Origin of the sequence: Oceanobacter antarcticus (genome assembly GCF_044962685.1) — a bacterium.
Classification (GTDB): domain Bacteria; phylum Pseudomonadota; class Gammaproteobacteria; order Pseudomonadales; family Oceanobacteraceae; genus Oceanobacter; species Oceanobacter antarcticus.
This window is the reverse complement of the sequence record NZ_JBBKTX010000014.1, coordinates 81,426-106,473: the sequence shown is the minus strand read 5'-3', so window position 1 is coordinate 106,473 and position 25,048 is coordinate 81,426. Positions and strand designations below refer to the sequence as shown.

Here is a 25,048-nt window from a genome sequence, read left to right as displayed (position 1 = left end):
TCAGCGCTTCTGCACCTCTTTCAGTAACTGGATAACCAGTTGTGAAAACGACATGCCTATTGCTCGGGCTGCCATGGGCACCAGGCTATGATCGGTCATGCCTGGACTGGTGTTGACTTCCAGCAACCAGAACCGACCCTCAGCGTCCGCCATCACATCAACCCGACCCCAACCTCGACAGCCAATCAGTTCAAACGCAGTCATCGATAGCTGCTGCAATTCGTTCTCTTTTTCGGCAGTCAGCCCGGAAGGTAATAAATACTGGGTATCCGCCGATTCGTATTTTGCTTCGTAATCATAAAATTCATGTGATGTCCTCAGCTGAATAACCGGTAACGCCTGGCCATTCACCACCGCTATGGTGTACTCACGCCCGCTGATCCAGCGTTCTGCCAGTACTAATGCATCGTATTGACTGGCAAATTGATAACTGTCTTGCAAAGCCTGAGCATCGTGTACTTTACGCATTCCGATGCTGGATCCCTCATGAGCTGGCTTGACGATAACGTCAGTACCCAGCTCATTCATGACTTGCTGCCAATCGGACTGTTGGCCAAGCAACACCGCAGCGGGGGTTGGCAAACCAGCCGCCTGCCAGATCAGTTTAGTGCGCCATTTGTCCATTCCGAGCGCTGACGCCATCACACCGCTGCCGGTGTAGGGTATTTTCAACCACTCCAGCAATCCCTGAATGGTGCCATCCTCGCCACCCCGACCATGCAAGGCGATAAAAGCCATATCAAAATGTTCGCGGGCCAGACGAGCAGCGATATCGTCTTGTACATCAACCCCAACGGCATCCACTCCTTCTGCAATCAAGGCTTCCAACACCGCCTGACCACTGCGCAGCGATACGGGCCGTTCGGCAGAAACCCCACCCATTAGTACCGCAACACGACCAAAACCGATGTCATCCGCCATCAGCGACTCCCCTCTTCAATAATGCTATTGAGGGGCTGCAGCCAACCTGGCAATTGCTCCGCCAGCTGAACAGCCAATGAGCCAATATCGCCAGCCCCCTGAGTCAGCAGCAGGTCACCGGCTTTGAGTACTCCGGTCAACAAACCTTCGAGGGATTCGCCACGTTCGATAAATACCGGGTCTACTTCGCCGCGCTGGCGAATACTGCCGCACAGTGAGCGGCCATCAGCACCGGCAATCGCTTTTTCTCCTGCCGGGTAGACATCCATCAGCAGCAGGACATCGGCCGTCGATAACACTTTGACAAAATCTTCATACAGGTCGCGGGTACGACTGAAACGATGCGGCTGGAACAACATCACCAGCCGGCGCTCGGGAAAGCCCTTGCGAATGGCTTCAATAGTCACTTCCAGTTCACGAGGATGGTGGCCATAATCATCCACCATCATCACGTTGCCACCAGCCAATGGGAATTCTCCGCACACTTGAAAGCGCCGGCCAACCCCGGCAAATTTTTCCAGCGCTGAGCGAATGGCGTCATCCGCGACACCTTCTTCATCCGCGACCGCAACTGTCGCCAGCGCATTCAGTACATTATGTCGACCCGGCATTCTCATGCGAATATTAAGCGGCAGTCGATCTCCGGGACGCACCAGGGTAAATTCGGTGAACATCCCCTGTTGCACAACATTGATGGCGCGGTAATCGGCATCGCCGGAAAAACCATAGGTCACAGTTTGCCGTGAAATCTCAGGAAGAATTGAACGCACGGTGTCATCATCGATACAGACGACTGCCAGACCATAAAATGGCAAATTGTGCAGGAACTCGATAAAGGTCTGCTTCAGCCGTTCAAAGTCACCGCCGTAGGTCGACATATGGTCAGCATCAATATTGGTAACAATCGAGACCATCGGTTGCAAGTGCAGGAAGCTGGCATCACTTTCGTCCGCTTCCGCAATCAGATAACGACTGGCACCCAAACGGGCGTTGGCCCCGGCACTGTTCAACTTGCCGCCAATGACAAACGTCGGATCCAGCCCGGCTTCGGCAAAAATACTGGTCAACAAACTGGTCGTGGTCGTCTTGCCATGGGTTCCGGCCACCGCAACGCCGTGGCGAAAACGCATCAGCTCCGCCAGCATTTCGGCCCGCCGCACCACCGGTTTACGCTGTGCCAGCGCCGCAGCCACTTCCGGATTGCGGGTATCGATCGCAGAAGACACCACTACCACATCGGCAATCGCAATATTTTCTGCCTCATGGCCGATAAACAGTGTGACACCCAGGTTCTGCAAACGACGGGTAACCGCCGATGCGCGAATATCCGAGCCGGTAATCATATATCCCTGATTCAGCAGCACCTCCGCAATACCGCACATCCCGGTGCCACCAATACCGACAAAATGGATGCAGCGAATACGTCGCATCTCGGGAATCAAATGTGCCAGCTGACCATTTGCCAGCGTCGGTTCTGCAGACGCATCAATCACGTGTTTTCCTCATAATCTGTTCAACGGCCAGAGCGGTTGCATCCGGTCGGGCCTGGGCACGACTCTGATCGGCCATAGTCTGTAACCGGCTACGATCCTGATTCAGCAGGCCAAGTGTGTGTTGCAGCCACTCTGGCGTCAGATCCTTTTGTTGACGAATCAGCGCGGCACCGGCATCAGCCAGATAACCGGCATTGACCGTTTGATGATCATCAACCGCATAGGGGAATGGTACAAAGATGGCCGCCTTGCCTACGGCGGCGATTTCGGACACGGTCAGTGCACCAGAGCGGCAAATCATCAGATCTGCCCAACCATAGGCTGCTGCCATATCATCAATAAATGCGGAAACCTCGGCGACCACGTTGCTGGCGTCATAGGCCGCCAACATCCGCTCGTAATCCCGTTTGCCCACCTGATGGCGCAAATTTGGTCGCTGATCCGCCGCCAGCCCTTGCCAACACGTCAGTACCACATCGTTCAGCGCAGCAGCACCGAGACTGCCACCCACGACCAGCACATTTAACGGGTCAGAGGGTGGCACTGCTCGCACCGGTAATTCCGCCAGTTCGCGTCGTACCGGATTCCCCACCGTCACAGCTCCAGACAAAGCGCCAGGAAATGCCTGCAGGCTTAAGTGTGCAATCCGGTTGAGCCAGCGATTGGTCATGCCGGCAATGGCATTCTGTTCGTGAATCAGCAGTGGCACCCCCGCGAGGCGCGCCGCCACCCCGCCTGGGCCAGCAATATAACCACCAAACCCCACCACAATATCGGCCTTGATAGCCCGAATAACCGCCAGCGATTGCCAGGTCGCCAGAGCAATGCGCCAGGGTGCCAAGATCAGGCCTTTGATTCCCTTGCCACGTAGCCCACGAATATTCACCGCATGCAGGGGATAGCCAGCCGCCGGAACAAGATTTTGTTCCATGCCATACGGTGTCCCGAGCCAGTGAATATCATACCCTTGGGCCACCAGCGCATGGGCAACGGCCAGGGCCGGAAAAACATGGCCACCAGTACCGGCAGCCATAATCAGGGCGACTTTTCTGGTTGTCGGTTTGACTGTTGGCGTTGACGTTGACGTTGACGTTGACGTTGACGTTGACGTTGACGGACTCATTGTGCACCTCCGTCGTCGTGCTGTTCCAGCTCAGGCAACAGCATGGCTTCATGCTTCACCCGCATCACAATACCGATCATGGCGCAGGCCAACACCAGGCTGCTGCCGCCGTAGCTGAAAAATGGCAAGGTCAGCCCCTTGGTCGGTAACAAGCCGATATTTACGCCCAGGTTAATCACAATTTGCAGCGCCAGTAACGATCCGATACCCGCCGCAATATAGGCGCCATAAAGCAAGCCGCGTTGTTGTGCAATCCACACGGTTTGCCAGATCCGCGCTACCAGAAACGTCAGTAATGCAATCGCCATCAAACCACCAAATAATCCGGTTTCTTCAGCCCAAATAGCGAACACAAAGTCGGTATGGGCTTCTGGCAGGTAAAACAGTTTCTGCACGCTTTCTCCCAAGCCCACCCCGAACCACTCGCCACGGCCAAATGCAATCAGTGACTGGGTAAGCTGATATCCGGTACCGTACACATGTTCGGGTGCCCAGGGGTCAAGATATGCCATCAACCGTGCCACTCGCCATTCTTCTGATGTCAGCGCTATCACCGACAAAACCCCGGTACCGATCATCAACAAGAAATACTGTCCAGCCTTAACGCCCCCCAGAAACAGCTGAATCATCGCCGCGCCCAACAAAACAACAGCGGCACCAAAATCCGGTTCCATCAGCAGCAACAGCACCATGATGACCAGTACAAACAAGGGTTTGATAAAGCCCCAGAAACGTTCACGCACCTCCGGCAAGCGGCGCACCAAATAGCCGGACACATAAAAAATGGCGGCCAGCTTGGCCAATTCCGATGCCTGTAACTTGAACAAAACAAAGTTCAACCAGCGACGACTGCCATTCACCTCATGGCCAACCCCCGGCACCAGCACCAGACACAGTCCGACAAAACCCAGCGCCAGCATCGGCAACTCGAACTGACGCCAGCGCTCCAGACTGATCTGACTGGCGATATACAGCGCGGCAACACCCAGCATCAGATATACACCGTGGCGAATAGCAAAATACGCGGCATTACCCGTCAGCTTTTCACCAATACCAGTCGCTGCTGAAGCCACCATCACCCAGCCCAGTACCATCAGTAGCAACCAGGGAATAAAATGCTGATCGCGAGCTTGCCAGCGCAGATTCTCAAACATCCACCAACCTCCCGACCAGCTCGCAGAAACGTCGACCGCGTTCCAGGTAATTGGGAAACTGATCCAGACTGGCACAGGCCGGTGATAACAGCACAATGTCTCCCGCACTGGCATTACGGGCAGCAAACGTAAAGGCTTCAAACAGATCCGGAAAATGGTAGGTCGGGCAAGTTGCGGCCAGCGCTGTGGCCAGTGATCCGCCATCTTTGCCAAAACAACACACGCCAGCGATACCGGTCTTACAGGCGCTAGTCAAAGGTTGAAAATCCTGTCCTTTGCCATCGCCACCCGCCAATAACCAGAGTGATCCAGCTTCGCCAGCACGGCTCTGGCCAGCCAATCCCTGAATAGCCGCCAGGGTTGAACCCACATTAGTGCCTTTAGAGTCGTTGATAAACGCAACACCGTTATGCTCTCCGACCCATTCACAGCGATGCGCCAGACCGGCAAAGCGACACAGCGTGGTGCGAGCCTGAGCGGGACTCACACCCACGGTTTCGACCAGCGCCAGCGCAGCCATCACATTGGCCAGATTGTGGCGGCCACGGATCTTCAACTCCGAGCTGTGCACCAGTTTCATACCGGCACGCACCACCCAATCACCGGTAATGCCGTCACGCTCACCTGGCTGCAGTCCAAAATCATCACCGGCCGGGGCATTCAGGGTAAAACCGGCTTCTTCAGCGATTTCATCATGAGGGCTACTGCCATCATCATCACGATTGACCACCGCCAGCTCACAGCCGATAAAAATACGCTGTTTGGCCAACCCATAGTCCGCCATACCCTGATAACGATCCAGATGGTCTTCGCTCAGGTTCAGAATGGTGGCCACCCGAGCCTTCAGACTGGAAGTGGTTTCCAGCTGGAAACTCGACAACTCCAGCACATAAACGTCCGGTTGTGGCCCATCCAGCAAATCCAGTACCGGCACACCGATATTGCCGCCCATCACAGCGCTCATACCGGCATCCACCAGAATATCCCGCACCAGCGTGGTGACGGTACTTTTACCGTTGGAGCCAGTGATGGCGATGACTGGCGTATGGTTATGGCGGGCAAACAGCTCGACATCACCAATGACTTCAACCTGTTCACTCAGCGCCTGTTGTAACGCCGGTTCCGACAGTGCCACCCCAGGGCTGACAATAATCTGGTGATAATCAGCCAACAACTCACCATCCAACGCCCCGAGACGGATATTGGCCTTGGGGAATTGCGCTTTCAGACTGTCCACAGCAGGCAAGGCATCACGGCTGTCGCACAGATCAAACGCCCAGCCCATACGCTGGCAATAACGTGCCGTCGCCTGACCGGAAACGCCCAGCCCGACGATCATACGTTTGATGTGTGCCTTTGCCAGCGTCATAAATACAGCCCGTTAACGAATTTTCAGTGTGGCCAACCCGGCCAGCACAAGAATAATGGTGACAATCCAGAAGCGCACAATCACGCGTGGTTCTGGCCAACCTTTCAATTCAAAATGGTGATGCAGCGGTGCCATGCGGAAAATGCGTTTACCCGTCATTTTGAACGACGCTACCTGCAGGATCACCGACAGGGTTTCGGCAACAAAAATGCCACCCATAATAAACAGCACCACTTCCATCCGGATAATCACTGCCACAATGCCGAGCGCAGCGCCCAGTGCCAGAGAACCGACATCGCCCATGAACACTTGTGCCGGATAGGTGTTAAACCAGAGGAAACCAATCCCGGCCCCCACCATGGCACCACAAAACACCACCAGTTCACCGGCACCCGCGATATAGGGAATATGCAAATAGTTGGCGTAGTTGACGTTGCCAGCGAGATAAGCACACACACCCAATGCGGCGCTGACCATCACCGTCGGCATAATCGCCAAACCATCCAGACCATCCGTCAGGTTCACGGCATTACTGGAGCCAACGATGACAAAGTAGCTCAGCAGCACAAACATCAACCCCAGCTGCGGCATGATGTCTTTGAAAAAGGGCACCACAAACTGGGTTTCCTGCGGGCTCTGGGCGCTGTAATACAGATAAGCCGCCGCCAGCAGACCCAATACCGATTGCCAGAAATATTTCCAGCGGCCAGGCAGACCACGGGAGTTTTTTTCCACCACCTTGCGGTAATCATCCACCCAGCCAATAGCGCCAAAGGTCAAAGTCAGCAGCAACACGACCCAGACGAAACGATTTTCCAGATTGCCCCATAACAGCGTACTGAGCGCGATCGATACCAGAATCAACACCCCGCCCATGGTAGGTGTCCCCGCCTTGCTCAGATGCGACTTCGGCCCCACGTCACGGATCGCCTGACCAATCTGGTATTCGCGTAATTTGCGAATAACAACCGGCCCGAGCACCATGGACACCACCAACGCAGTAATCACTGCGAAGATGCTCCTTAACGACAAATAACCCACGACACCAAAACCCGAGTGCCACTGCGTCAGCCATTCACCCAGCCACAACAACATAAACCCTATTCCCCTGAATGCAGTTGCAACGCCCGAACCACCTGATCCATCCCGGCGCTGCGCGAACCCTTGATCAGAATCGTCGCCTGATCGGGCATTTTTTGTTTTATAAACGCCACCACAGCATCACGATCAGGCAACCAATACCCCTGCTCGCCAAATGCCGTCACAGTGGCGCGGCTCAACGGCCCGGTCGCGACCAGTGCCGAGACTCCTTGTTGTTTGGCATAACGACCCATGTCGCTGTGCGCTTGTTCGGCTCCCTCGCCCAGTTCCGCCATATCGCCCAATACCAACCAGGCACAGGGCGCGAGGCTTATTACATCAATCGCCGCCCGAATGGAAGCCGGGTTGGCGTTGTAGCTGTCGTCAATAATCCGGGCTCCCCCTTCACCAACCAGTGTTTTCATACGCCCGGCCACAGGGGCTGCGGCCTCCAGACCTTTGGCCACAATAGCAGGGGACATACCAAGGCCCAGCGCTGCCGCAAACACCGCCAGCGCATTGGCAATATTGTGGCGCCCTGGAAAGGCCAGCTGCACCGGCTGAGACCAACTCTGACCACGGCAACACACCGTAAAATCGCTGCCATCAACACGGGCTTGCAAGTCTTCTGCATACAAATCCGCCGTTGCCGACAGGCCAAACGTAATCACCTGCTTGTGTCCAGCTCGTGCTCGCCACTGGTCAAAGGCCGGGTCGTCCGCGTTCAACACCACAATGCCCTCAGCGTCAACGCAATCAATCAATTCACCCTTGGTTTGTACAACACCAGCCAGCGAGCCAAAACCTTCCAGATGCGCAGCGCTGGCATTGGTAATAATCCCCACCACGGGCTTGACCAGGCAGGCGGTATAACGAATTTCGCCGGGGCCGCTGGCTCCCAACTCAACAACGGCAGCTTCATGCTCTGATTGCAGCGCCAACAGGGTTTTGGGCACACCGATATGATTGTTCAGATTTCCCTGCGTCATCCAGGTAGTAAATTGCTGCTCCAGCACCTTTGCCATCAATTGCTTGGTGGTGGTTTTTCCGGCACTGCCGGTAATCGCAACGATCGGGCCAGCGAAAGCGTCTCGTTGCCAGCCAGCGATCAGGCCATAAGCCAACAAGGCATCGTCACATACCAGCATGGGGCCATCTGGCTCAACGCCAGGCACTTCATCCAGTAATACCGCAACGGCTCCGGCGGCCAGCGCCGGTGCGGCAAAATCGTTACCATTAAAGTGTTCGCCCCGAAGTGCGACATACAAGTCACCTGGCTGAATCTGGCGTGTGTCGGTCGAGATGCCAGTACAACGTACATCCCGCGAGGGTTGCGCCAGCCCCAGTAAAGAGGCCACCTGACTCAGGGTAAAATCAAACAGCATGACGACCTCCACTCTGACTGCCACCATGAGATCCACGACGAGCCTCGTAACCCAGCGTCGCCAGCACCGCCGCATCGCTGTAGGGATGTTTGACACCGGCAATTTCCTGCCAGGTTTCATGCCCTTTACCCGCAATCACTACCAGACCACTCCTAACCAGCCCGCCACGACGAGAGGATGCTTGCGCAAGTGCCTGTTGAATCGCTTGTGTAATTGCCAGAGCGCGATCGTGTTCGAGATGAATACCAGCCTCGCGGGCACCCGGAGCGGTCATCGTATCGGCAAAAATCTGTTGTGGGTCTTCAGAACGTGGATTGTCGTCAGTGAGCCAGACTGAATCCGCATATTTCATCGCTGCCGCCAGCATCTGCGGGCGCTTGCCCCGATCTCGATCACCGCCACAACCAAACACCAGCGTCAACGGCTGCTGCCAGGGCAACAAGGATGACAACACGCTCACCAACGCATCCGGTGTATGGGCAAAATCCACAATGACCGTCGGGCCATCGCCGCTGGATGGCCGATATACTTCCATCCGCCCGGCAACCGGCTGCAACTGTGCGGCGGCGTCGACCAGCAACGCCAATGACTCTCCAGCAGCAGCCAACATAGCAATCGCCGCGACGGCATTCGCCAGATTGAATGCTCCCAGCAACGGTAACTGCAAGCAGCACTGTCCCCAGGGGGTAATCAACTCTGCGCTGATGCCCGTACTGTCCAGAGCCAGTATGCGATAACCGATATGTTGAACATTGCCCTCGGCGTAACCCTGCACAGCATCGCCAGCAATGACTTCGTCCGTCACCAGGCCATAACTGTACCGCTGCCCCTGTATTTCGGTGTCTGCCAGCAACCGCTGGCCATAAGAACAATCACGATTAATCAGTACAAAACCGGTATGGTAATCCAGCAACAGTCGACGTTTGGCCTGGTAGTAGCTTTCCATATCACCGTGATAATCGAGATGATCCTGGGTCATATTGGTCAGTAATGCGCCCTCAAAGCTCATCCCTGCCACGCGCCCCTGATCCAGGCCGTGAGAAGACACTTCCATCGCTGCACGACAGCCGCCCTGTTCAGCCACCTGAGCCAGTGTCCGCAACACCACCGACAAATCCGGTGTTGTATTACGAGTTGACGCCAATTCAGGCCAAAGCCCATTACCCAGCGTCCCCAACACACCACAAGGCTTGCCCAGTGCATGGGAAAGCTGTGCCAGATACGACACGCACGAACTCTTGCCATTGGTGCCCGTCACCGCGAACACAGGCAAATGACAAACCTGCTGATAACGACGATAAAGCCATGCTGCTAGGCGGGCAGACACCACAGGAGCAGAAAATACCGGCACTGCGGTCTGACCGAATTCACAGCGAAATCCGCTATCCGCTTCCTGCAAAACAGCCACCGCACCTTTCTGGATGGCGGCATTGATATACGCTGAACCATGGCTGGCTGCACCGCTGCGGGCGACAAACAGGTCTCCTGGCTGCACATCCCGGCTATCCGTTACCACCTCGGCAAATTCACGATCCCACTCCGGCGGAACAAACAGATCATCCTGCAGCAATTGGGAAAGCTTCATTTCGGGCCTCCGGCAACAATCAGGGCAGCCGCTGTCGAATCGTCCGGTGCAATCTGACGTAAACGTAGTGCCTGCTCCATAATGCGCGAAAACACCGGCGCAGCGACTTCGCCCCCGTAATACTCACGCCCTTGTGGTTCATCAATCGCCACTACCAGCACCAGATCAGGATCGGTGAGCGGTGCGATACCGGCAAAGACTGCGTTATAAGTCGCATCTTCATAGCCATTTTCGCCAACCTTGTGCGCTGTCCCGGTTTTGCCACCCACCCGATAACCGGCAACACGAGCGCGTCGTCCAGTACCGAGGTCGGAGGTGACGGTTTCGAGAATATCCAACACCTGGCGGGCGACCTTGTCGGACATCACCCGCTGACAGTCTGGACGTGACTCACTGTCCAGTAACAACGTCGCGTTCAAACGGCAACCATGCTGGGTAAAACTGGTATAGGACTGTGCCAGCTGCAATGGCGAAACCGCCATGCCGTAACCGTACGACACCGTCGCCAGACGCAGGTCATCCATCTGTTCGGGGTAGGGTAAAATACCGACACTCTCACCGGGAAAGCCCAGGCCAGTAGCCTGCCCAAGACCTGCGGCACTCATTATTTTGAACACAGTCTCCGCACCGAGATCCGCCGAAATCAGGGTCACACCCACGTTACTGGATTTGGTAATCACACCGGTCACATCCAGAACGCCATAATCGCGATGATCGCGGATGGTTTTGTTTTTAACCCGCAAATAGCCCGGACTGGTATCGACCAACGTGCTCGGGGTATAGCGCCCGGAATCCAGCGCTGCTGCCACAGTAAAGGGCTTCATGGTCGACCCAGGCTCCAGTACATCGGCCAGCGCCCGATTACGCATATACGCTGGTTTCAATCCGGCCCGATTATTGGGGTTGTACGAAGGCTGGTTCACCATCGCCAGAACGTCACCATTATGAGCATCCAGCAACACCGCACTGCCAGAAGTCGCATGATGCTGGCGGACAGCGGCCATCAGCTCGCGATACGCCAGATATTGCAAACGCAGGTCAATGGTCAGACGCAAGTCATTGCCCGGCTGGGCCACGGACTCCACCGCCAGCTGCTTGACCACACGGCCATAGCGATCACGAATCACGGTGCGACGTCCACCCGTACCCGTCAGGTAATCGTTATAGGCCAGCTCCAGACCCTCCTGGCCGTTGCCATCAATATCCACGATACCGACCACATGCGCTGTCACCTCGGCGGCAGGATAATAACGTCGAAAACGACTTTCGAACTGCAAACCCTCCAGCCCCAGAGCCACAACCTGATCAGCCTGGGCCGGTTGCACCTGCCGATCGACATAAAAGAAACCACGACCCCGCTGGCGGGCAGCTGTGATTTGCTGCGTCAGCCGGTTGGCAGAAATACCCAACACCTTGGCCAATGGTGCCACCTGTGCAAGGTCAAACACCTGAGGATTAAGACTGATGTCCGTCACGGCCGTACTGACGGCCAGCGGCTTGCCGAAGCGGTCAGTGATCATACCGCGCCGCGCCGGTTGAACCTGAGCACGGACAATGCGTTTTTCACCTTCTTCAAACAGAAAAGGCTGATCCACCGTATGCAACGAGACCAGCCGCAGCAGAATCAGCAACAACAGCGCAACCATCACCATCAGCACCAGTACAAAGCGCCAGCGGGTAATGCCCTGAGTTGAATGATCCTGCCGTGAGACTGTCATTGGGAAAGAATCCTGACCTGTTGTGGTTCAATCATATTAAGTTCACGTCGTGCACGCTGATCGATCCGGGAGTAGCTGGTTAATGCCGCCAGCTCCAATACCAGTTGCGTCTGCTCCTGTTGCAAAGCGTCACTGTGTTTTTCGAGCGTCTGCCATTGCTGAACCAGCTGACGATGACCGTGACTGACTCCGATTTGCACCAGAGCCGACACCACCACTACCAGCCAAACCAGCACGACAGCCAGGTTCATGGCAAGCGCTCGGCGATACGCAACACCGCACTGCGAGCACGGGCATTAGTACGGATCTCATCATCGTTCGGCATAATGGCCTTGCCGATACGTTTCATGGTTTTGCCTAAATCCGCTTCCAGCACAGGGAGACCGGGAGGCAAATCGCGCCCCTTCTCCTGAGCTCGGATAAACCGCTTTACCATACGATCTTCCAGCGAGTGAAAGCTGATCACCGCCAGCCGCCCCCCCGGTACCAGGAAATCCACACTCTCATTCAGCACCCGTTCCAGATCACCCAGCTCATTATTCACCGCAATCCGGATCGCCTGGAAAGCACGGGTCGCTGGATGCTTGTGGCGCTCCCAAGCTGGATTGGCTTCCTTGATCAGCTCCGCCAGCTGCAAGGTGCGGGTAATCGGAGTGGTGGCACGGGTGGTCACGATGGCGCGAGCCATACGTTTGGCAAAACGCTCTTCACCGTATTCTTTCAGCACCCGGACAATGTCATTTTCATCGGTGGTCGCCACCCACTCAGCGGCCGACAGGCCCGCATCCGGGTTCATACGCATATCCAGCGGGCCATCACGCATAAAGCTGAAACCGCGCTCTGGATCATCCAGCTGTGGCGACGACACACCCAAATCCAGCAAGATACCGTTGATATGCGCAATGCCACGGGCGGCCATTTCCTGCTTCATGTCAGCAAAAGACGCTTGAACCACTTCGAAGCGCGCGTCTTCCTGATGCAGCTGCTCGCCGGTTTCAATGGCGCGCGGATCCTTGTCGAAACCATACAAACGACCATCAGCAGCCAGCTGTGACAACAACAAACGACTGTGTCCGCCACGACCAAACGTACCATCGATATAGACCCCGGACGGATCATTCAGGCAACCGGTAACGGTCGGTTCCAGCAACACGGTTGCGTGGGCCAGCTCTTGCAAATTCATATAGACAGACTCTTGAGTTCGTCGGGAAGATTTTCCAGCGACATGGGTTGTTCCAGGTAGTCATCCAGCTGACCATCCCAACGAGCCTTGTCCCAGAGTTCCAGCTTGTTGCCCTGACCCATCAACACACATTCTTTAACCAGCCCGGCGTACTCGCGGCAGGCAGGACTGATCAATACCCGGCCACTGCCATCGGTTTCACACTCGGTGGCATAGCCTTGCAGCAGGCGCTTCAGTTGTTTGCTGGCAGGATTCAGTGTGGGCAGCTGATTCAGTTTGGCTTCAATCTTGATCCACTCTTCAAGCGGGTAAACCATCAGGCAACGATCCTGGCTGTCCACTGTCACCACCAACGCAGACACACTCGCCTCCTCCAGCGTCTCCCGCACTTTTGCAGGTATCGCCAGACGACCTTTGGCATCCAGATTGATGTGGTGCATTCCGCGAAACATGACAAGTTAATCCATCACGGTTGGCAGATTTCAGTGGTGTTGATCAGCACAGGGGCCTCGGTGTATTTCGTGATCATGAATGTCAACTCAGGGCAATCAGACTATAGCCTTCCAGAATAAATTATTTCCTACTATTTCCCACTTTTGCGACCCGATTCGCCACAATTCGACACTTTGAGACACTATAAAAACAGGCCGGTGTCATTGCAAGCTGGCAGATCACGTGGAAAGATGAAATTTGCTTTAAATCACAAGCACTTAGGGGCTTTTATGGCAGGACGAGAAAAAGTCATAATCAAAATATTTCAGAGGAACCGAACCGTGCAGTCATTACTTAAAGTAACTTCTGAGGTTCTGTAACATATTGACACAACCTAGACTTTTTTCGCATGAGAAGTGACCACCAACTAACCAATAGTTTGATCAATATGAATTTATTCACACAGCCCATCCGTTATGCGCCAACCAAGCCCACTCCGGATAAAAAAGTCGATAGGGAGATGGCTGAAAAAACGCTACTATCCAGCCAACCTAACCGACTTGACCGTTTGTCGGAATGCGCCTCCAGAGTCCGGTCGCGAACAGATAACCGCGCAGCAGAGCTGATCACCGATCACGTCTGCGTACCCAACGGTTAATCGATACAACAAACCCATTTCTATGCCCACATTGGCTGATTACCCATCGTCATGAATATTCAGAAACTTCAACAGGCTTCCCAACAACTGCGTGACAACAAGACCTTTGAATGGCTGGTTGTCTCCGTCATCATTATCTCAGCCCTGCTGATTGGTGCCCGCACCTACCCAATCCCCGATACGCTGGTTTTGCTCATCCAGTGGCTCGACATCGGCATCACCCTGCTCTTTCTGTTTGAGATCACCGTTCGCTTTATTGCCGCCCCGAACAAGCGACGCTTTTTTTATAGCGGCTGGAATATATTCGACACCCTGGTGGTCGTGGTCAGCCTGATTCCGATTGAAAACAGTGATTTGGCTCTGGTCGGACGACTGGTAAGAATATTCCGGGTACTGCGGATGGTATCGATCATTCCGGAACTGCGCATGCTGCTGAATTCCCTGCTACGGGCCATGCCGCAATTGGGCTACGTGGTATTGCTGATGTTTATTATTTTTTACATCTACGCAGCAGTGGGAGCTACCTTTTTTGCCCATATCAACCCGGATCTGTGGGGTGATATTTCGATTGGTATGCTGACCTTGTTCCGCGTCATGACCTTCGAAGACTGGACCGACGTTATGTACGAAACCATGGCGGTCTACCCACTGTCATGGATCTACTACCTCAGCTTTATCTTTCTGACCACCTTCGCATTTTTGAACATGGTCATTGGTATTGTGGTCAATGTGCTGGAGGATGAGCATGTACGCGAACGCGAAGCTCAGGATCAGGCAGAGGGCAAGGCCACACTGGATGACCTGATACTGGAAATCCGATCGCTGCGCAAAGAACTCAACAACCTGAAACCGGACAGCTGATCCGGCTCTGCTATCAAGGAAGCCCCATGCCATATCTGGCCCGAGTACTGTTAAAAGGATCTGTCGTCGTCCTGCCGCTGGTGATCACTGCCTGGCTGTTGTGGTCAACACTGCTATGGCTCGACAATATCGGTCTCGAACTGCTGTCCTGGACCGGCCTGGAGATCGACAGTGCCAGTTCCGGTATTCCCGGTTTCGGTCTGATCGTCATGCTGGTCAGTCTGTTTGTGGTCGGATTGCTGATCCAGTTCAACCCTATCAACTGGTTACACACCTACCTCGAAGACACCCTGCTACGTTTCCCTGTCGTCAAAACCCTGTACGGTGCAGTGAAGGATTTTACCGTGATGTTTGATGGCCAGAAAAAACAACCCCAACCAGTGGTATTGGTTGATATGCCCGGACAAGGGACATTGGTCGGCTTTATCACCAATCAGAACGTCCCCGCCGTAGTACAACAAACCCGCCCTGAACAGCCTCTCGTGGCTGTTTATCTGCCCATGAGCTACATGGTGGGTGGTTATACCCTGTTCCTGCCCAAAGCACAGCTGACCCTAGTCGACTGGTCTTTTGAGGAAGCCATGCGTTTTGCCATTACTGCCGGTGTATCCCAAAGCCAATCGCTGAACCAGGCAAAGTCGCGACCGCCCACAAACGACAGCGCAGCCACAGAGATGTGATACATCTCAAGCAACATGGCAGGCCCTTTGCTATAGTCTTTTACATGCACTTTAATTGTCGCAGCAATACTCGCACCAACACTGAAAGTACTGACACGATAATGACAACACTCATCCAGTCTATTCACAACCCGGTCAGAACGGCATGATCAACGCAGCACGACTCCAGCAATTTATTCCCTTTGAAGATCTGTCTGAAAATGCCCTCCAGGAATTGCTGCCGCACTTTGCACCGGTTCGTCTGGCTCAACGTGGCGTGCTGTTCAAACGGGGGCAGCAAGATGACCGCTGCCATTATTTGCTGGAGGGTGCCATCGACCTGGTCAACGATCATTTTGAAGTGACTCAGCTTAATGGTGAGGACGAAGGCAACTTTCTCGCCCTGGATGCAACCCATCTCATTCACAAATATTCTGCTGTTGCAGTCAGTGACTGCCTGATTGCCAGCCTGCCCAGACGCTACCTTGAACTGATCAGTACCTGGGTCGAAGTAGCCCGCTCGCTTGAGTCCGATGAAGAAACAGACTGGCTTGAAGCCCTGTTAACCTCCGAGCTGTTTAATCGCATTCCGCCAGGCAATATCCAGCAATTACTCTCCCGTTTTGAGGAGCGCGAAGTCACTCTGGGCGACGTGCTGATCCAGGAAGGCGATGAAGGCAACGAATGCTATGTCATCAAACAGGGGAAAGCCGTGGTTACACGACGCAACGGCAAGGGCAAGCAGGAAGAAACCCTGGCAGCACTGAGTAATGGCGCGCTCTTCGGCGAAGATTCCCTGATCAGCAGCCTGCCTCGCAGTGCCACGATTACCATGAGCAGTAACGGCATCGTCATGGTACTCAGCAAAAACGATTTTGATACCCTGTTAAAAACACCGGTACTGGAATACGTCGACCCCCAACAGCTCGACGAGCTGATCGAAAACAGCGATACCGGCGTCATCCAGCTCGATGTCCGTACCCAACAGGAAGCCGCCATGGCACCGGTTGCACGGGCACGCAATGTGCCACTGGCGCAACTGCGTAGCCAGATGGATAACTTCAACCGTGATTTTATTTACGTTGTACTGGGAGAAGGTCGCGCAGAAGCAGCGGCCTATATCCTCAGTGAAGCCGGATTTGAGGTCAAGATACTCAGGCACTGAAACCCTACAATTACCCACTCCGTCCAGAAAATCAGCGGATAGCGCTAGGCGTATCCGGCTTCTGGTCCTATAGTTGCGCCTTCGATCAGCGGCCAGGAAAAGCGCGAATGTGGATCAGCACCAGTTGTGAATTTTCGTTTGAAATTTCTGTGCCCACACCTTTTATTCTTATGTTGCGCGCCCGCCGAGGCTCCCAACAATGGGTTGCACGGGAAGAGTATGAAGTGCTCCCCAGTGTGCCAGTCATAGAGTTCAAGGACTTCTATGGCAACGATTGCCAACGCCTGATCGCCCCCCCTGGCCCCTTCGCGCTGTATTGTTCAGCCGACGTGATGACGCTCGAACATGTCGAGGAAGCACCCGGGGCGCCTTTCGTCGAAATCCAGCACCTGCCATCGGATGTCCTCACCTATCTGCTGCCCAGCCGCTATTGTGAATCTGACCGCTTTTACCTGCTTGCCAGTGAAATCACCCAGGGCTATTTGCCCGGTTACGATCAGGTGGCAGCCATCGAAGACTGGGTGCGCCGCAACATTCGTTACGAACCCGGCACCAGCCCGTTGCCAGTTTCTGCGATTGAAATCAACCGGCGTCAATCCGGGGTCTGTCGCGACCTGTCTCACCTCTGTATTGCCCTATGCCGGGCACTGAGTATTCCTGCCCGTCAGGTGGTGGGTTATCTGTACGACCTGCAACCGATGGATTTGCACGCCTGGTTCGAAGCCTATGTCGGTGACCGCTGGTACATCTTTGATGCTACCCAATACGGCCGCAAGGGCGCTTACGTTGCAACCGGCTATGGCCGCGACGCAACCGACGTTGCCATTTATAACCAGTACGGCCCGCCAGTATTTCCCATCGAACAGATTATCTCGGTAGAGATGGTCAATCGTTAAGCGGACGCTCCGGGTCAACCCGCAAGTCCCGTGGAATCGGCATGTCCGGGTGACGCTCCGGCTTCGGCCCCCGACCCTTGACGTACATATCCATCTGATAAATATACGCCAGCACCTGTGCCACCGCGACGTACAGGCCTTCCGGGATTTCATCACCAATGCGCGCATGGCTATATAGCGCACGAGCCAGAGGCGGTGCCTGCATGCGGGGCACATTATGCTCCTTCGCAATCTCCCGAATTTTTAGCGCCGCCTGGTCTGCACCCTTGGCCACCACAACCGGTGCCGTCATCGAATCCGACTGGTATTTTAACGCTACCGAAAAGTGAGTCGGGTTAGTAATTACCACATCTGCACTTGGCACATCCGCCAACATCCGTCGTTGTGCCGCCTCACGCTGCAGCTGTCGAATCCGGCCTTTGACTTCCGGTTTGCCCTCGGTGTCCTTGTATTCGTCCTTGATTTCCTGAAGGCTCATCTTCAGCTTTTTGATATGGCTATGGATTTGCCAGGGTACATCGACCAGCGCAATCAGTGCCGTGGACATACACATCAAAATAAACGACCAAAGCACAATATGAACGGCACCAGGAATCGCTCCTTCAACCGGCATCGACAACAGGCTCAGGGCATCGTCAAAGAAGTACCCCAAAACCATCCAGGCACAGAAGCCGACCACCAACACCTTGGCCCAAGCCTTGAACAACTCCACCAGCGAATTGGCAGAAAACATACGTTTCAATCCAGCCAGCGGACTCATACGACTCAGCTTCGGAGCCAGCGACTTGCTCGAAAACAGCCAACCACCAACCCCCAAAGGGCCAGCAATAGCAGCCACCAGCATCAGTGCCAGCCAGGGAGCCAATGCCATGGCCGCGCTTTCCAACGATGCCATCAAATGATGCGCCATACGGCTGCTGTCAAACACATCCGCTCGCCCGACTTCAAAGCTGTAACGGGCCATAGCGGCCACCTGACGGGTCATATACGGCCCCAACGCCAGCAATCCCAGCGCCCCGACCACCAATACCGCAGTGGTATTCAACTCTTTCGAGCGTGGCGCCTGGCCTTCCTCGCGAGCTTTTTCGAGCTTTCGTGCCGTGGGTTCTTCGCTTTTCTCCTGACCGGTATCTTCAGCCATACCTCAGCCTCCCACCAGTGTGCGCGCAAAAGCGAACAAGGCCTCCATATGACGATGAAACGACAGCGCCATATCCGTCATCGTCAGCCACAAGATAAACAAACCAACCACCATGGTGACCGGAAAACCCAAGGCAAAAATATTCAACTGCGGGGCGGCACGGGTCATCACCCCGAAGGCCAGATTCACCACCAGTAACGCCGCCAGCGCTGGCAAGGCAATCACCAGTGCCGCAGCAAACATCCAGCCACTCCAGTGCACAATACGACCGAGATCAGCCGCCGACCAACTCGACATACCAACGGGGAGCGAGTAAAAACTTTGTACCAGCACCTCGATCAGTACCAGATGGCCATTCAATGACAAAAACACCAGGCTGACCATAAACAGCAGCCACTGCGAAATCACCACCACCGACGCACCTTGTGACGGATCGACCGTGGTCGCAATACCCAGACCGGTTTGCATGGCAATCAGCTGACCCGCCAACACAAAGACCTGCGTCAACATCTCGACGATAAAACCAAGCGCAATACCGATCAGCAGCTGATGCAAAATAATCACAAACGCAGCAACCGACATCGCCTCCACCTTCGGCAAAGGTGGTAAGACCGGCACAATAACCAGCGTCGTCGCCACGGCTAACAGTAGCCGGATCTGGGTCGGCACCATACGAGTACCCAGCAGCGGCATCACCATAAACAGGCCACTGATGCGGGCAAACGGATAAACGTAACGGCTAATCCAGTGACCAACTTCAAGATCGGTAAATTCCAGCATAATGACCGCTTATTGACGCAATATCTGGTTCAAGCAAGGGCTGTGCCGAAGAAGTTTGGCAGACCCTCACGCTCATCGTAAAACCGACTCGCATACTCAGGGGCAGTCTCATGATTGGAACGATTGGAGCGATCCTGCCGAATACCCGGTCATCAGCGAATGAACCGACCAACCTCACCACCAGCCCCACCAAACGGAATCCGTAACAAATTCCCTGCAGCAGATGCCCTGCTCACCACAAAGCTGTATACTTACCGCCCTTTTTTTCACGCCCCCGGCAACTGCTGCCGAGTGCGTTTCAGGTAACCCAGACACAGGACGCTCCATGGCCAAACGTACTGCTTTGTATGCCAAACACCTGGAAGCCAACGCCAAGATGGTGGACTTCGCCGGGTGGGAAATGCCGATTCACTATGGTTCCCAGATTGTTGAACACAAGGCGGTGCGCGAACACGCCGGGATGTTTGATGTATCACACATGACCATTGTTGATCTGGCTGGCTCCGACGCCACGGATTACCTGCAAAAATTGCTGGCCAACGATGTCGCCCGCTTGACGGAAAAAGGCAAGGCGCTGTATAGCGGCATGCTGAACCAGGATGGCGGCGTGATTGACGACCTGATCGTCTACAAGGCCGACGGCGGTTACCGTTTGGTGGTGAACTCGGCGACGCGATCCAAAGACCTGGAATGGATGGAGAAAAACCTGCGCGGTTTTTCCAACCTCAGCCTCACCGAGCGTCCAGAGCTGGCCATGGTGGCCGTGCAAGGCCCACAAGCGATTGCCAAAGTAAAACTGGTCAAGCCGGAAGCGGCCAGCGCCATTGACGGCCTGAAAGTTTTCCAGGGTCGGGGGCAGGCCGAATGGTTTTATGCCCGTACTGGTTACACCGGTGAAGACGGTCTGGAAATCATGGTGCCAGAAACAGAAATCGCTGCATTCTGGCAATCTTTGCTGGAAGCCGATGTCCAACCCTGTGGTCTGGGCGCGCGCGATACCCTGCGACTGGAAGCTGGCATGAACTTGTACGGCAACGACATGAGCGAAACCGTTAGCCCGCTGCAAGCCAACATGGGCTGGACCATTGCCTGGGAACCGGCCAGCCGCGACTTTATTGGCCGGGCAGCGCTGGAAGCCGAAAAAGCCACAGGCGTGCCCAACAAGCTGGTTGGCCTGATACTGGAAGGCCGTGGCATTATGCGTTCACACCAGAAGGTGATCGTTGACCTGGGTAACGGCGAGCAACCAACCGGCGAGATTACCTCTGGCACTTTCAGTCCAACGCTGGAATGCTCTATCGCCATGGCGCGCGTGCCGGTAGCCACTGGTGATCGCTGCTTGGTGGATATCCGTGGCAAACAGATAGCGGCCAAAGTCGTTAAGTTGCCCTTTGTGCGTAACGGTAAAAAAGTCTACGAGTAAATAGTTCCAATTAAGTAGGTAGCGTTCGCGCAGGGGCATTTCAGCCAACTGCCGGACGCCGTAGAATGCAGCAACAACGCTAACCCTGAATTAACATACTGCTGTTGCCGTGCCGACCAGCACACAGATACCCCGACATTACCCGGCCCTGTCTGCTGCTGGTCTCTCAAGCGCAACATCAATAGCCTGGAGAAAGAACATGGCCAATGTACCTGCAGATCTGAAATACGTCGCATCTCATGAATGGATTCGTGTCGAAGCCGACGGCACCGTGACCATCGGCATCACCGATTTTGCCCAGGAAGCACTCGGCGATGTGGTCTTCGTTGAGCTGCCAGAAATCGACGCCGAATTCGAAGCCGACGCCGAATGCGCCGTGGTTGAATCAGTAAAAGCCGCCTCCGATATCTATGCGCCACTGGCTGGCAAGATCATCGCCGTCAACGAAGACCTGGTCGATGCGCCGGAAAAAGTTAACGAAGACCCATACGGCGAAGCCTGGTTCTTCAAGATGGAACTGGCCGATGCCGCCGACCTGGAAAACCTGATGGCTGCCGATGCCTATAGCGCGGCTTGCGAAGGCTGATTCTCCCCTCCCGAGTCAAGTACAAGGGATGCAACAGCGCGCAACCCTGCAGCCGCACAGCCGCACAGCCGCACAGCCGCACAGCCGCACACATTCGAACCTCTGACTCCTCAGGGGTTCTTTGCTTTTAAACTGAGGGTAACCTTCTCAATGACACCCACTCTGTCACTGCAACAACTGGAACAACGCGATGCCTTTGTAGGCCGCCACATTGCATCAAACGGCACAGGGATTGACCACGTCGAAGCCGATGCCATGCTGGCTACGGTGAATGCCGACTCCATCGACGCGCTGACGGCCGAAATCGTCCCGGCCGATATTTTACGAGCGCCATTCCTCGCTATTGCCGACAGCAAGACAGAATTTGACGCATTGAACTATCTGCGTACCTTAGCCAGCCGGAACAAAGTCTTCAAAAGCTACATTGGCCTCGGCTACCACGACACCATTATTCCACCGGTCATTCTGCGCAACGTGCTGGAAAACCCCGGCTGGTACACCGCCTACACGCCATATCAGCCAGAAATCGCCCAAGGTCGTTTGGAAGCGCTGCTGAACTTCCAGCAAATGGTCATCGACATGACCGGCATGGAACTGGCCAATGCCTCGCTGCTGGATGAAGGCAGCGCCGCCGCCGAAGCCATGGCGATGGCCAAACGCTCGGTCAAGAAGAACAAATCCAACACCTTCTTTATTGATCAAAACTGCCTGCCGCAAACCATCGACGTGGTCAAAACCCGCGCCGAAGCGTTTGGTTGGGACATTCTGGTTGGCCCGGCTGACGCCGCCGCCAGCGCCGACGTATTTGGTGCACTGTTCCAATATCCGGGTAAAAACGGTGACGTGCGTGATTTCACTGCCATCATCGACGCCCTGCACAACAACAACGCCCTGGTCGCCATCGCCACCGACCTGATGGCTCTGGTAACCCTGAAATCTCCCGGCGAGATGGGTGCCGACATTGTCCTCGGCAACGCCCAGCATTTTGGTGTACCTATGGGCTTTGGTGGCCCTCATGCCGCCTTCTTTGCCACCCGCGACGCCTTTAAACGCTCGATTCCCGGCCGTATTATCGGTGTCTCCATCGACGCCCAGGGCAAACCGGCCCTGCGCATGGCACTGCAAACCCGCGAACAACATATTCGCCGCGAGAAGGCCAACTCCAACATCTGTACCGCCCAGGTTTTACTGGCCAACCTGTCGTCGTTCTATGCCGTTTACCACGGCCCGACGGGTCTGAAGACCATTGCCGCTCGCATCCACCGTTTGACCGATATTCTTGCGGCTGGTCTGACTTCAGACGCTGGCAAAGCCGCCGGTATTAAACTGGTCACCAGCAGCTGGTTCGATACCCTGACCATTAAAGTAAACGACCGCGCCGCCGTACTGGCCCGCGCCGAAACCGCTGAAATTAACCTGCGTGACGATCAGGCGTTAGGCATCGACACTGACACACTCGGTATCACCCTGGGTGAAAAAACCAACACGGCCGACGTGCAACAGCTGTTCGACGTGATTCTGGGTACCAATAAAGACAGCCACAAACTCGACGTATACACCCTCGACGCCAGTATCGTTGCCACAGGTTCCACCTCGGTGCCCACCGAACTGGTACGTACCAGCAACTTCCTGACTCATCCAACCTTCAACCAGTACCACAGCGAGCACGACATGTTGCGCTACCTGAAGCGTCTGGAGTCGAAGGATTTAGCCATGAACCACAGCATGATCACGCTGGGTTCCTGCACCATGAAACTCAACGCCACCACCGAAATGATCCCGGTGACCTGGCCAGAATTCGCCAACATCCACCCATTCGCACCCAAGTCCCAGACCCAGGGCTACGAAGCAATGATCGGCGAACTGGACGGCTACCTGCGCGCCATCACCGGCTTCGACGCCATCTGTATGCAACCGAACTCCGGCGCACAAGGCGAATACGCCGGTTTGCTGGCAATCAAGAAATACCACGAGAGCCGTGGCGAAGGTCACCGCAACGTCTGCCTGATTCCGCGCTCCGCCCACGGCACCAACCCGGCATCTGCCCAGATGGCCTCCATGCGCGTGGTCGTCACCAACTGCGACGACCAGGGCAACGTTGACTTCGACGACCTCAAAGCCAAGGCCGAAGAATTAAAAGACCAGCTCTCCTGCCTGATGCTGACCTACCCATCGACCCACGGCATCTATGAACAAGGTGTCAAAGAAATCTGCGACCTGATTCACGCCAACGGCGGCATGGTGTACATGGACGGTGCCAACCTCAACGCCCAGGTCGGCATTACCCAGCCCGCCTTTATCGGCGCTGACGTATCCCACATGAACCTGCACAAAACCTTCGCCATTCCCCACGGTGGCGGCGGCCCCGGCATGGGTCCGATTGGCGTCACCGCTGCACTGGCTCCCTTTGTCGCCAACCACGCCGTACGTCCGATAGCCAACGAAGCCAAAGGCAACGGCGCGGTATCCTCCGCCCCCTACGGCTCTGCCAGCATTTTGCCGATCAGCTGGATGTACATCACCCTGATGGGCGGCAACGGTCTGCGCCTCGCCACCCAGAACGCCCTGCTGAAAGCCAACTACCTGGCCAAACGCCTGAGTGGCCACTACCCGATTCTGTACTCCGGCCAGAACGGCCGTGTGGCACACGAATGCATCGTCGACCTGCGCCCAATCAAAGCCGAAACCGGCATCACCGAAGTCGACATTGCCAAGCGCTTGATGGACTACGGCTTCCACGCCCCGACCATGTCGTTCCCGGTCGCGGGCACCTTCATGATTGAACCGACCGAGTCTGAATCCAAAGCCGAAATCGACCGCTTCGCCGACGCCATGATCGCCATCAAAGGCGAAATCGACGCCGTCCAACGCGGCGAACTCGACGCCGACAACAACCCGCTGAAACACGCCCCTCACACCGCCGAAGTCGTCACCGTTGGTGAATGGGATCGGCCGTACAGCCGTGAACAAGCCGTATACCCCACCAAAAACCTCGGTGCCCACAAATTTTGGCCAAGCGTGGGTCGTATTGATGACGTGTATGGCGATCGGAATTTGATCTGTTCCTGCCCGGCGATTGAACACTACGAGGATTGATTTTCTGGCAGGCCGTTGATGTTTGTTTTCGAGGCAGTCAACGCAAGGCAAAAACAGGAGAAAAGAGGGAGTTTATGGCTAATAAACAACCGATTTGAACCTGTTTTTGACACTGTAGTGGCAACGCAGCTAGCAGGTCAGCAGCCTGCTAGCTGATAATTCCGGTACTCCAAACAGTAGCGACATGGCGGCTGATGTTCTCGACCTTAATCGGTTCTGCCATAGCAACAGCGGCGACGTTAGAAGGTAAGAAGACGGTTTTTCTGCTCGACAAGAAAGGCCATACGTTTGAAATCGCTACAGTGGTGTTTGAGCCCTGACGGTGATACCAGCCGTTATA

At 55.1% G+C, this 25,048-nt stretch carries 21 protein-coding genes; 7 read left to right on the top strand and 14 right to left on the bottom strand.

Annotation, left to right across the window (positions count from 1 at the left end; all coding sequences use genetic code 11):
* Genes WG929_RS12505 through mraZ form a run of 12 tightly spaced genes read right to left on the bottom strand, consistent with a single transcriptional unit; the run spans nt 1 to nt 13,463 of the window.
* A complete protein-coding gene (locus tag WG929_RS12505) occupies nt 1-921 on the bottom strand; it encodes a D-alanine--D-alanine ligase (protein ID WP_416206292.1) in 921 nt (306 codons plus the stop codon).
* Nucleotides 921-2,351, bottom strand: a complete 1,431-nt coding sequence (gene murC / locus WG929_RS12500) for a UDP-N-acetylmuramate--L-alanine ligase (RefSeq protein WP_416206319.1) — start codon at nt 2,349-2,351, stop codon at nt 921-923. The genes WG929_RS12505 and murC overlap by 1 nt, the downstream gene beginning before the upstream one ends.
* 55 nt (nt 2,352-2,406) lie before the next feature.
* Entirely contained in the window at nt 2,407-3,537 is a 1,131-nt protein-coding gene (gene murG / locus WG929_RS12495; RefSeq protein ID WP_416206291.1) for an undecaprenyldiphospho-muramoylpentapeptide beta-N-acetylglucosaminyltransferase, read from the bottom strand.
* Nucleotides 3,534-4,691, bottom strand: coding sequence for a putative lipid II flippase FtsW (ftsW, locus tag WG929_RS12490; protein WP_416206290.1), 1,158 nt, complete (start codon nt 4,689-4,691; stop codon nt 3,534-3,536). Before ftsW ends, murG begins: the two co-directional genes overlap by 4 nt.
* Complete coding sequence (gene murD / locus WG929_RS12485) at nt 4,684-6,060, bottom strand: UDP-N-acetylmuramoyl-L-alanine--D-glutamate ligase (protein ID WP_416206289.1); 1,377 nt, start codon at nt 6,058-6,060, stop codon at nt 4,684-4,686. Before murD ends, ftsW begins: the two co-directional genes overlap by 8 nt.
* Nucleotides 6,061-6,072: 12 nt before the next feature.
* A complete protein-coding gene (gene mraY / locus WG929_RS12480; protein WP_416206288.1) occupies nt 6,073-7,155 on the bottom strand; it encodes a phospho-N-acetylmuramoyl-pentapeptide-transferase in 1,083 nt (360 codons plus the stop codon).
* A 5-nt stretch (nt 7,156-7,160) separates the two neighbouring features.
* A complete protein-coding gene (locus WG929_RS12475) occupies nt 7,161-8,525 on the bottom strand; it encodes a UDP-N-acetylmuramoyl-tripeptide--D-alanyl-D-alanine ligase (RefSeq protein WP_416206287.1) in 1,365 nt (454 codons plus the stop codon).
* Complete coding sequence (locus WG929_RS12470; RefSeq protein ID WP_416206286.1) at nt 8,515-10,110, bottom strand: UDP-N-acetylmuramoyl-L-alanyl-D-glutamate--2,6-diaminopimelate ligase; 1,596 nt, start codon at nt 10,108-10,110, stop codon at nt 8,515-8,517. Before WG929_RS12470 ends, WG929_RS12475 begins: the two co-directional genes overlap by 11 nt.
* Nucleotides 10,107-11,828, bottom strand: a complete 1,722-nt coding sequence (locus tag WG929_RS12465) for a peptidoglycan D,D-transpeptidase FtsI family protein (protein WP_416206285.1) — start codon at nt 11,826-11,828, stop codon at nt 10,107-10,109. The genes WG929_RS12470 and WG929_RS12465 overlap by 4 nt, the downstream gene beginning before the upstream one ends.
* A complete protein-coding gene (gene ftsL / locus WG929_RS12460) occupies nt 11,825-12,079 on the bottom strand; it encodes a cell division protein FtsL (RefSeq protein WP_369855015.1) in 255 nt (84 codons plus the stop codon). Before ftsL ends, WG929_RS12465 begins: the two co-directional genes overlap by 4 nt.
* Nucleotides 12,076-13,011: a 16S rRNA (cytosine(1402)-N(4))-methyltransferase RsmH gene (gene rsmH / locus WG929_RS12455; RefSeq protein ID WP_416206284.1), complete on the bottom strand. Its 936-nt coding sequence runs from the start codon at nt 13,009-13,011 to the stop codon at nt 12,076-12,078. Before rsmH ends, ftsL begins: the two co-directional genes overlap by 4 nt.
* Nucleotides 13,008-13,463, bottom strand: coding sequence for a division/cell wall cluster transcriptional repressor MraZ (gene mraZ, locus WG929_RS12450; protein WP_416206283.1), 456 nt, complete (start codon nt 13,461-13,463; stop codon nt 13,008-13,010). The genes rsmH and mraZ overlap by 4 nt, the downstream gene beginning before the upstream one ends.
* A 689-nt stretch (nt 13,464-14,152) precedes the next feature.
* Here mraZ and WG929_RS12445 point away from each other — a divergent pair.
* From WG929_RS12445 to WG929_RS12430, 4 genes are all read left to right on the top strand, one after another.
* Nucleotides 14,153-14,962, top strand: a complete 810-nt coding sequence (locus WG929_RS12445; RefSeq protein ID WP_416206282.1) for an ion transporter — start codon at nt 14,153-14,155, stop codon at nt 14,960-14,962.
* A 26-nt stretch (nt 14,963-14,988) separates the two neighbouring features.
* Nucleotides 14,989-15,642, top strand: coding sequence for a DUF502 domain-containing protein (locus tag WG929_RS12440; protein ID WP_416206281.1), 654 nt, complete (start codon nt 14,989-14,991; stop codon nt 15,640-15,642).
* 145 nt (nt 15,643-15,787) lie between these two features.
* The gene (locus tag WG929_RS12435; RefSeq protein WP_416206280.1) at nt 15,788-16,786 is read left to right on the top strand and encodes a cyclic nucleotide-binding domain-containing protein; all 999 of its coding nucleotides are present in this window, start codon (nt 15,788-15,790) and stop codon (nt 16,784-16,786) included.
* 107 nt (nt 16,787-16,893) lie between these two features.
* On the top strand, nt 16,894-17,682 hold the full coding sequence (locus tag WG929_RS12430; RefSeq protein WP_416206279.1) for a transglutaminase-like domain-containing protein: 789 nt from the start codon (nt 16,894-16,896) through the stop codon (nt 17,680-17,682).
* Here the strand turns inward: WG929_RS12430 and flhB are convergent.
* Together flhB and fliR are read right to left on the bottom strand one after the other, a co-directional pair.
* Nucleotides 17,672-18,823 (bottom strand): flagellar biosynthesis protein FlhB, encoded by a 1,152-nt coding sequence (gene flhB, locus WG929_RS12425; RefSeq protein WP_416206278.1) that lies wholly within the window; start codon nt 18,821-18,823, stop codon nt 17,672-17,674. The genes WG929_RS12430 and flhB overlap by 11 nt on opposite strands.
* A gap of 3 nt (nt 18,824-18,826) precedes the next feature.
* Nucleotides 18,827-19,603: a flagellar biosynthetic protein FliR gene (fliR, locus tag WG929_RS12420; protein WP_416206277.1), complete on the bottom strand. Its 777-nt coding sequence runs from the start codon at nt 19,601-19,603 to the stop codon at nt 18,827-18,829.
* A gap of 325 nt (nt 19,604-19,928) precedes the next feature.
* Here fliR and gcvT point away from each other — a divergent pair, with 325 nt between their 5' ends.
* The 3 genes from gcvT (at nt 19,929) to gcvP (ending at nt 24,708) form a co-directional block, all read left to right on the top strand.
* Entirely contained in the window at nt 19,929-21,026 is a 1,098-nt protein-coding gene (gcvT, locus tag WG929_RS12415; protein ID WP_416206276.1) for a glycine cleavage system aminomethyltransferase GcvT, read from the top strand.
* Between the two features lie 199 nt (nt 21,027-21,225).
* The gene (gene gcvH / locus WG929_RS12410; protein ID WP_416206275.1) at nt 21,226-21,612 is read left to right on the top strand and encodes a glycine cleavage system protein GcvH; all 387 of its coding nucleotides are present in this window, start codon (nt 21,226-21,228) and stop codon (nt 21,610-21,612) included.
* A 150-nt stretch (nt 21,613-21,762) separates the two neighbouring features.
* Nucleotides 21,763-24,708, top strand: a complete 2,946-nt coding sequence (gene gcvP, locus WG929_RS12405) for an aminomethyl-transferring glycine dehydrogenase (protein ID WP_416206274.1) — start codon at nt 21,763-21,765, stop codon at nt 24,706-24,708.
* Nucleotides 24,709-25,048: the final 340 nt, after the last annotated feature.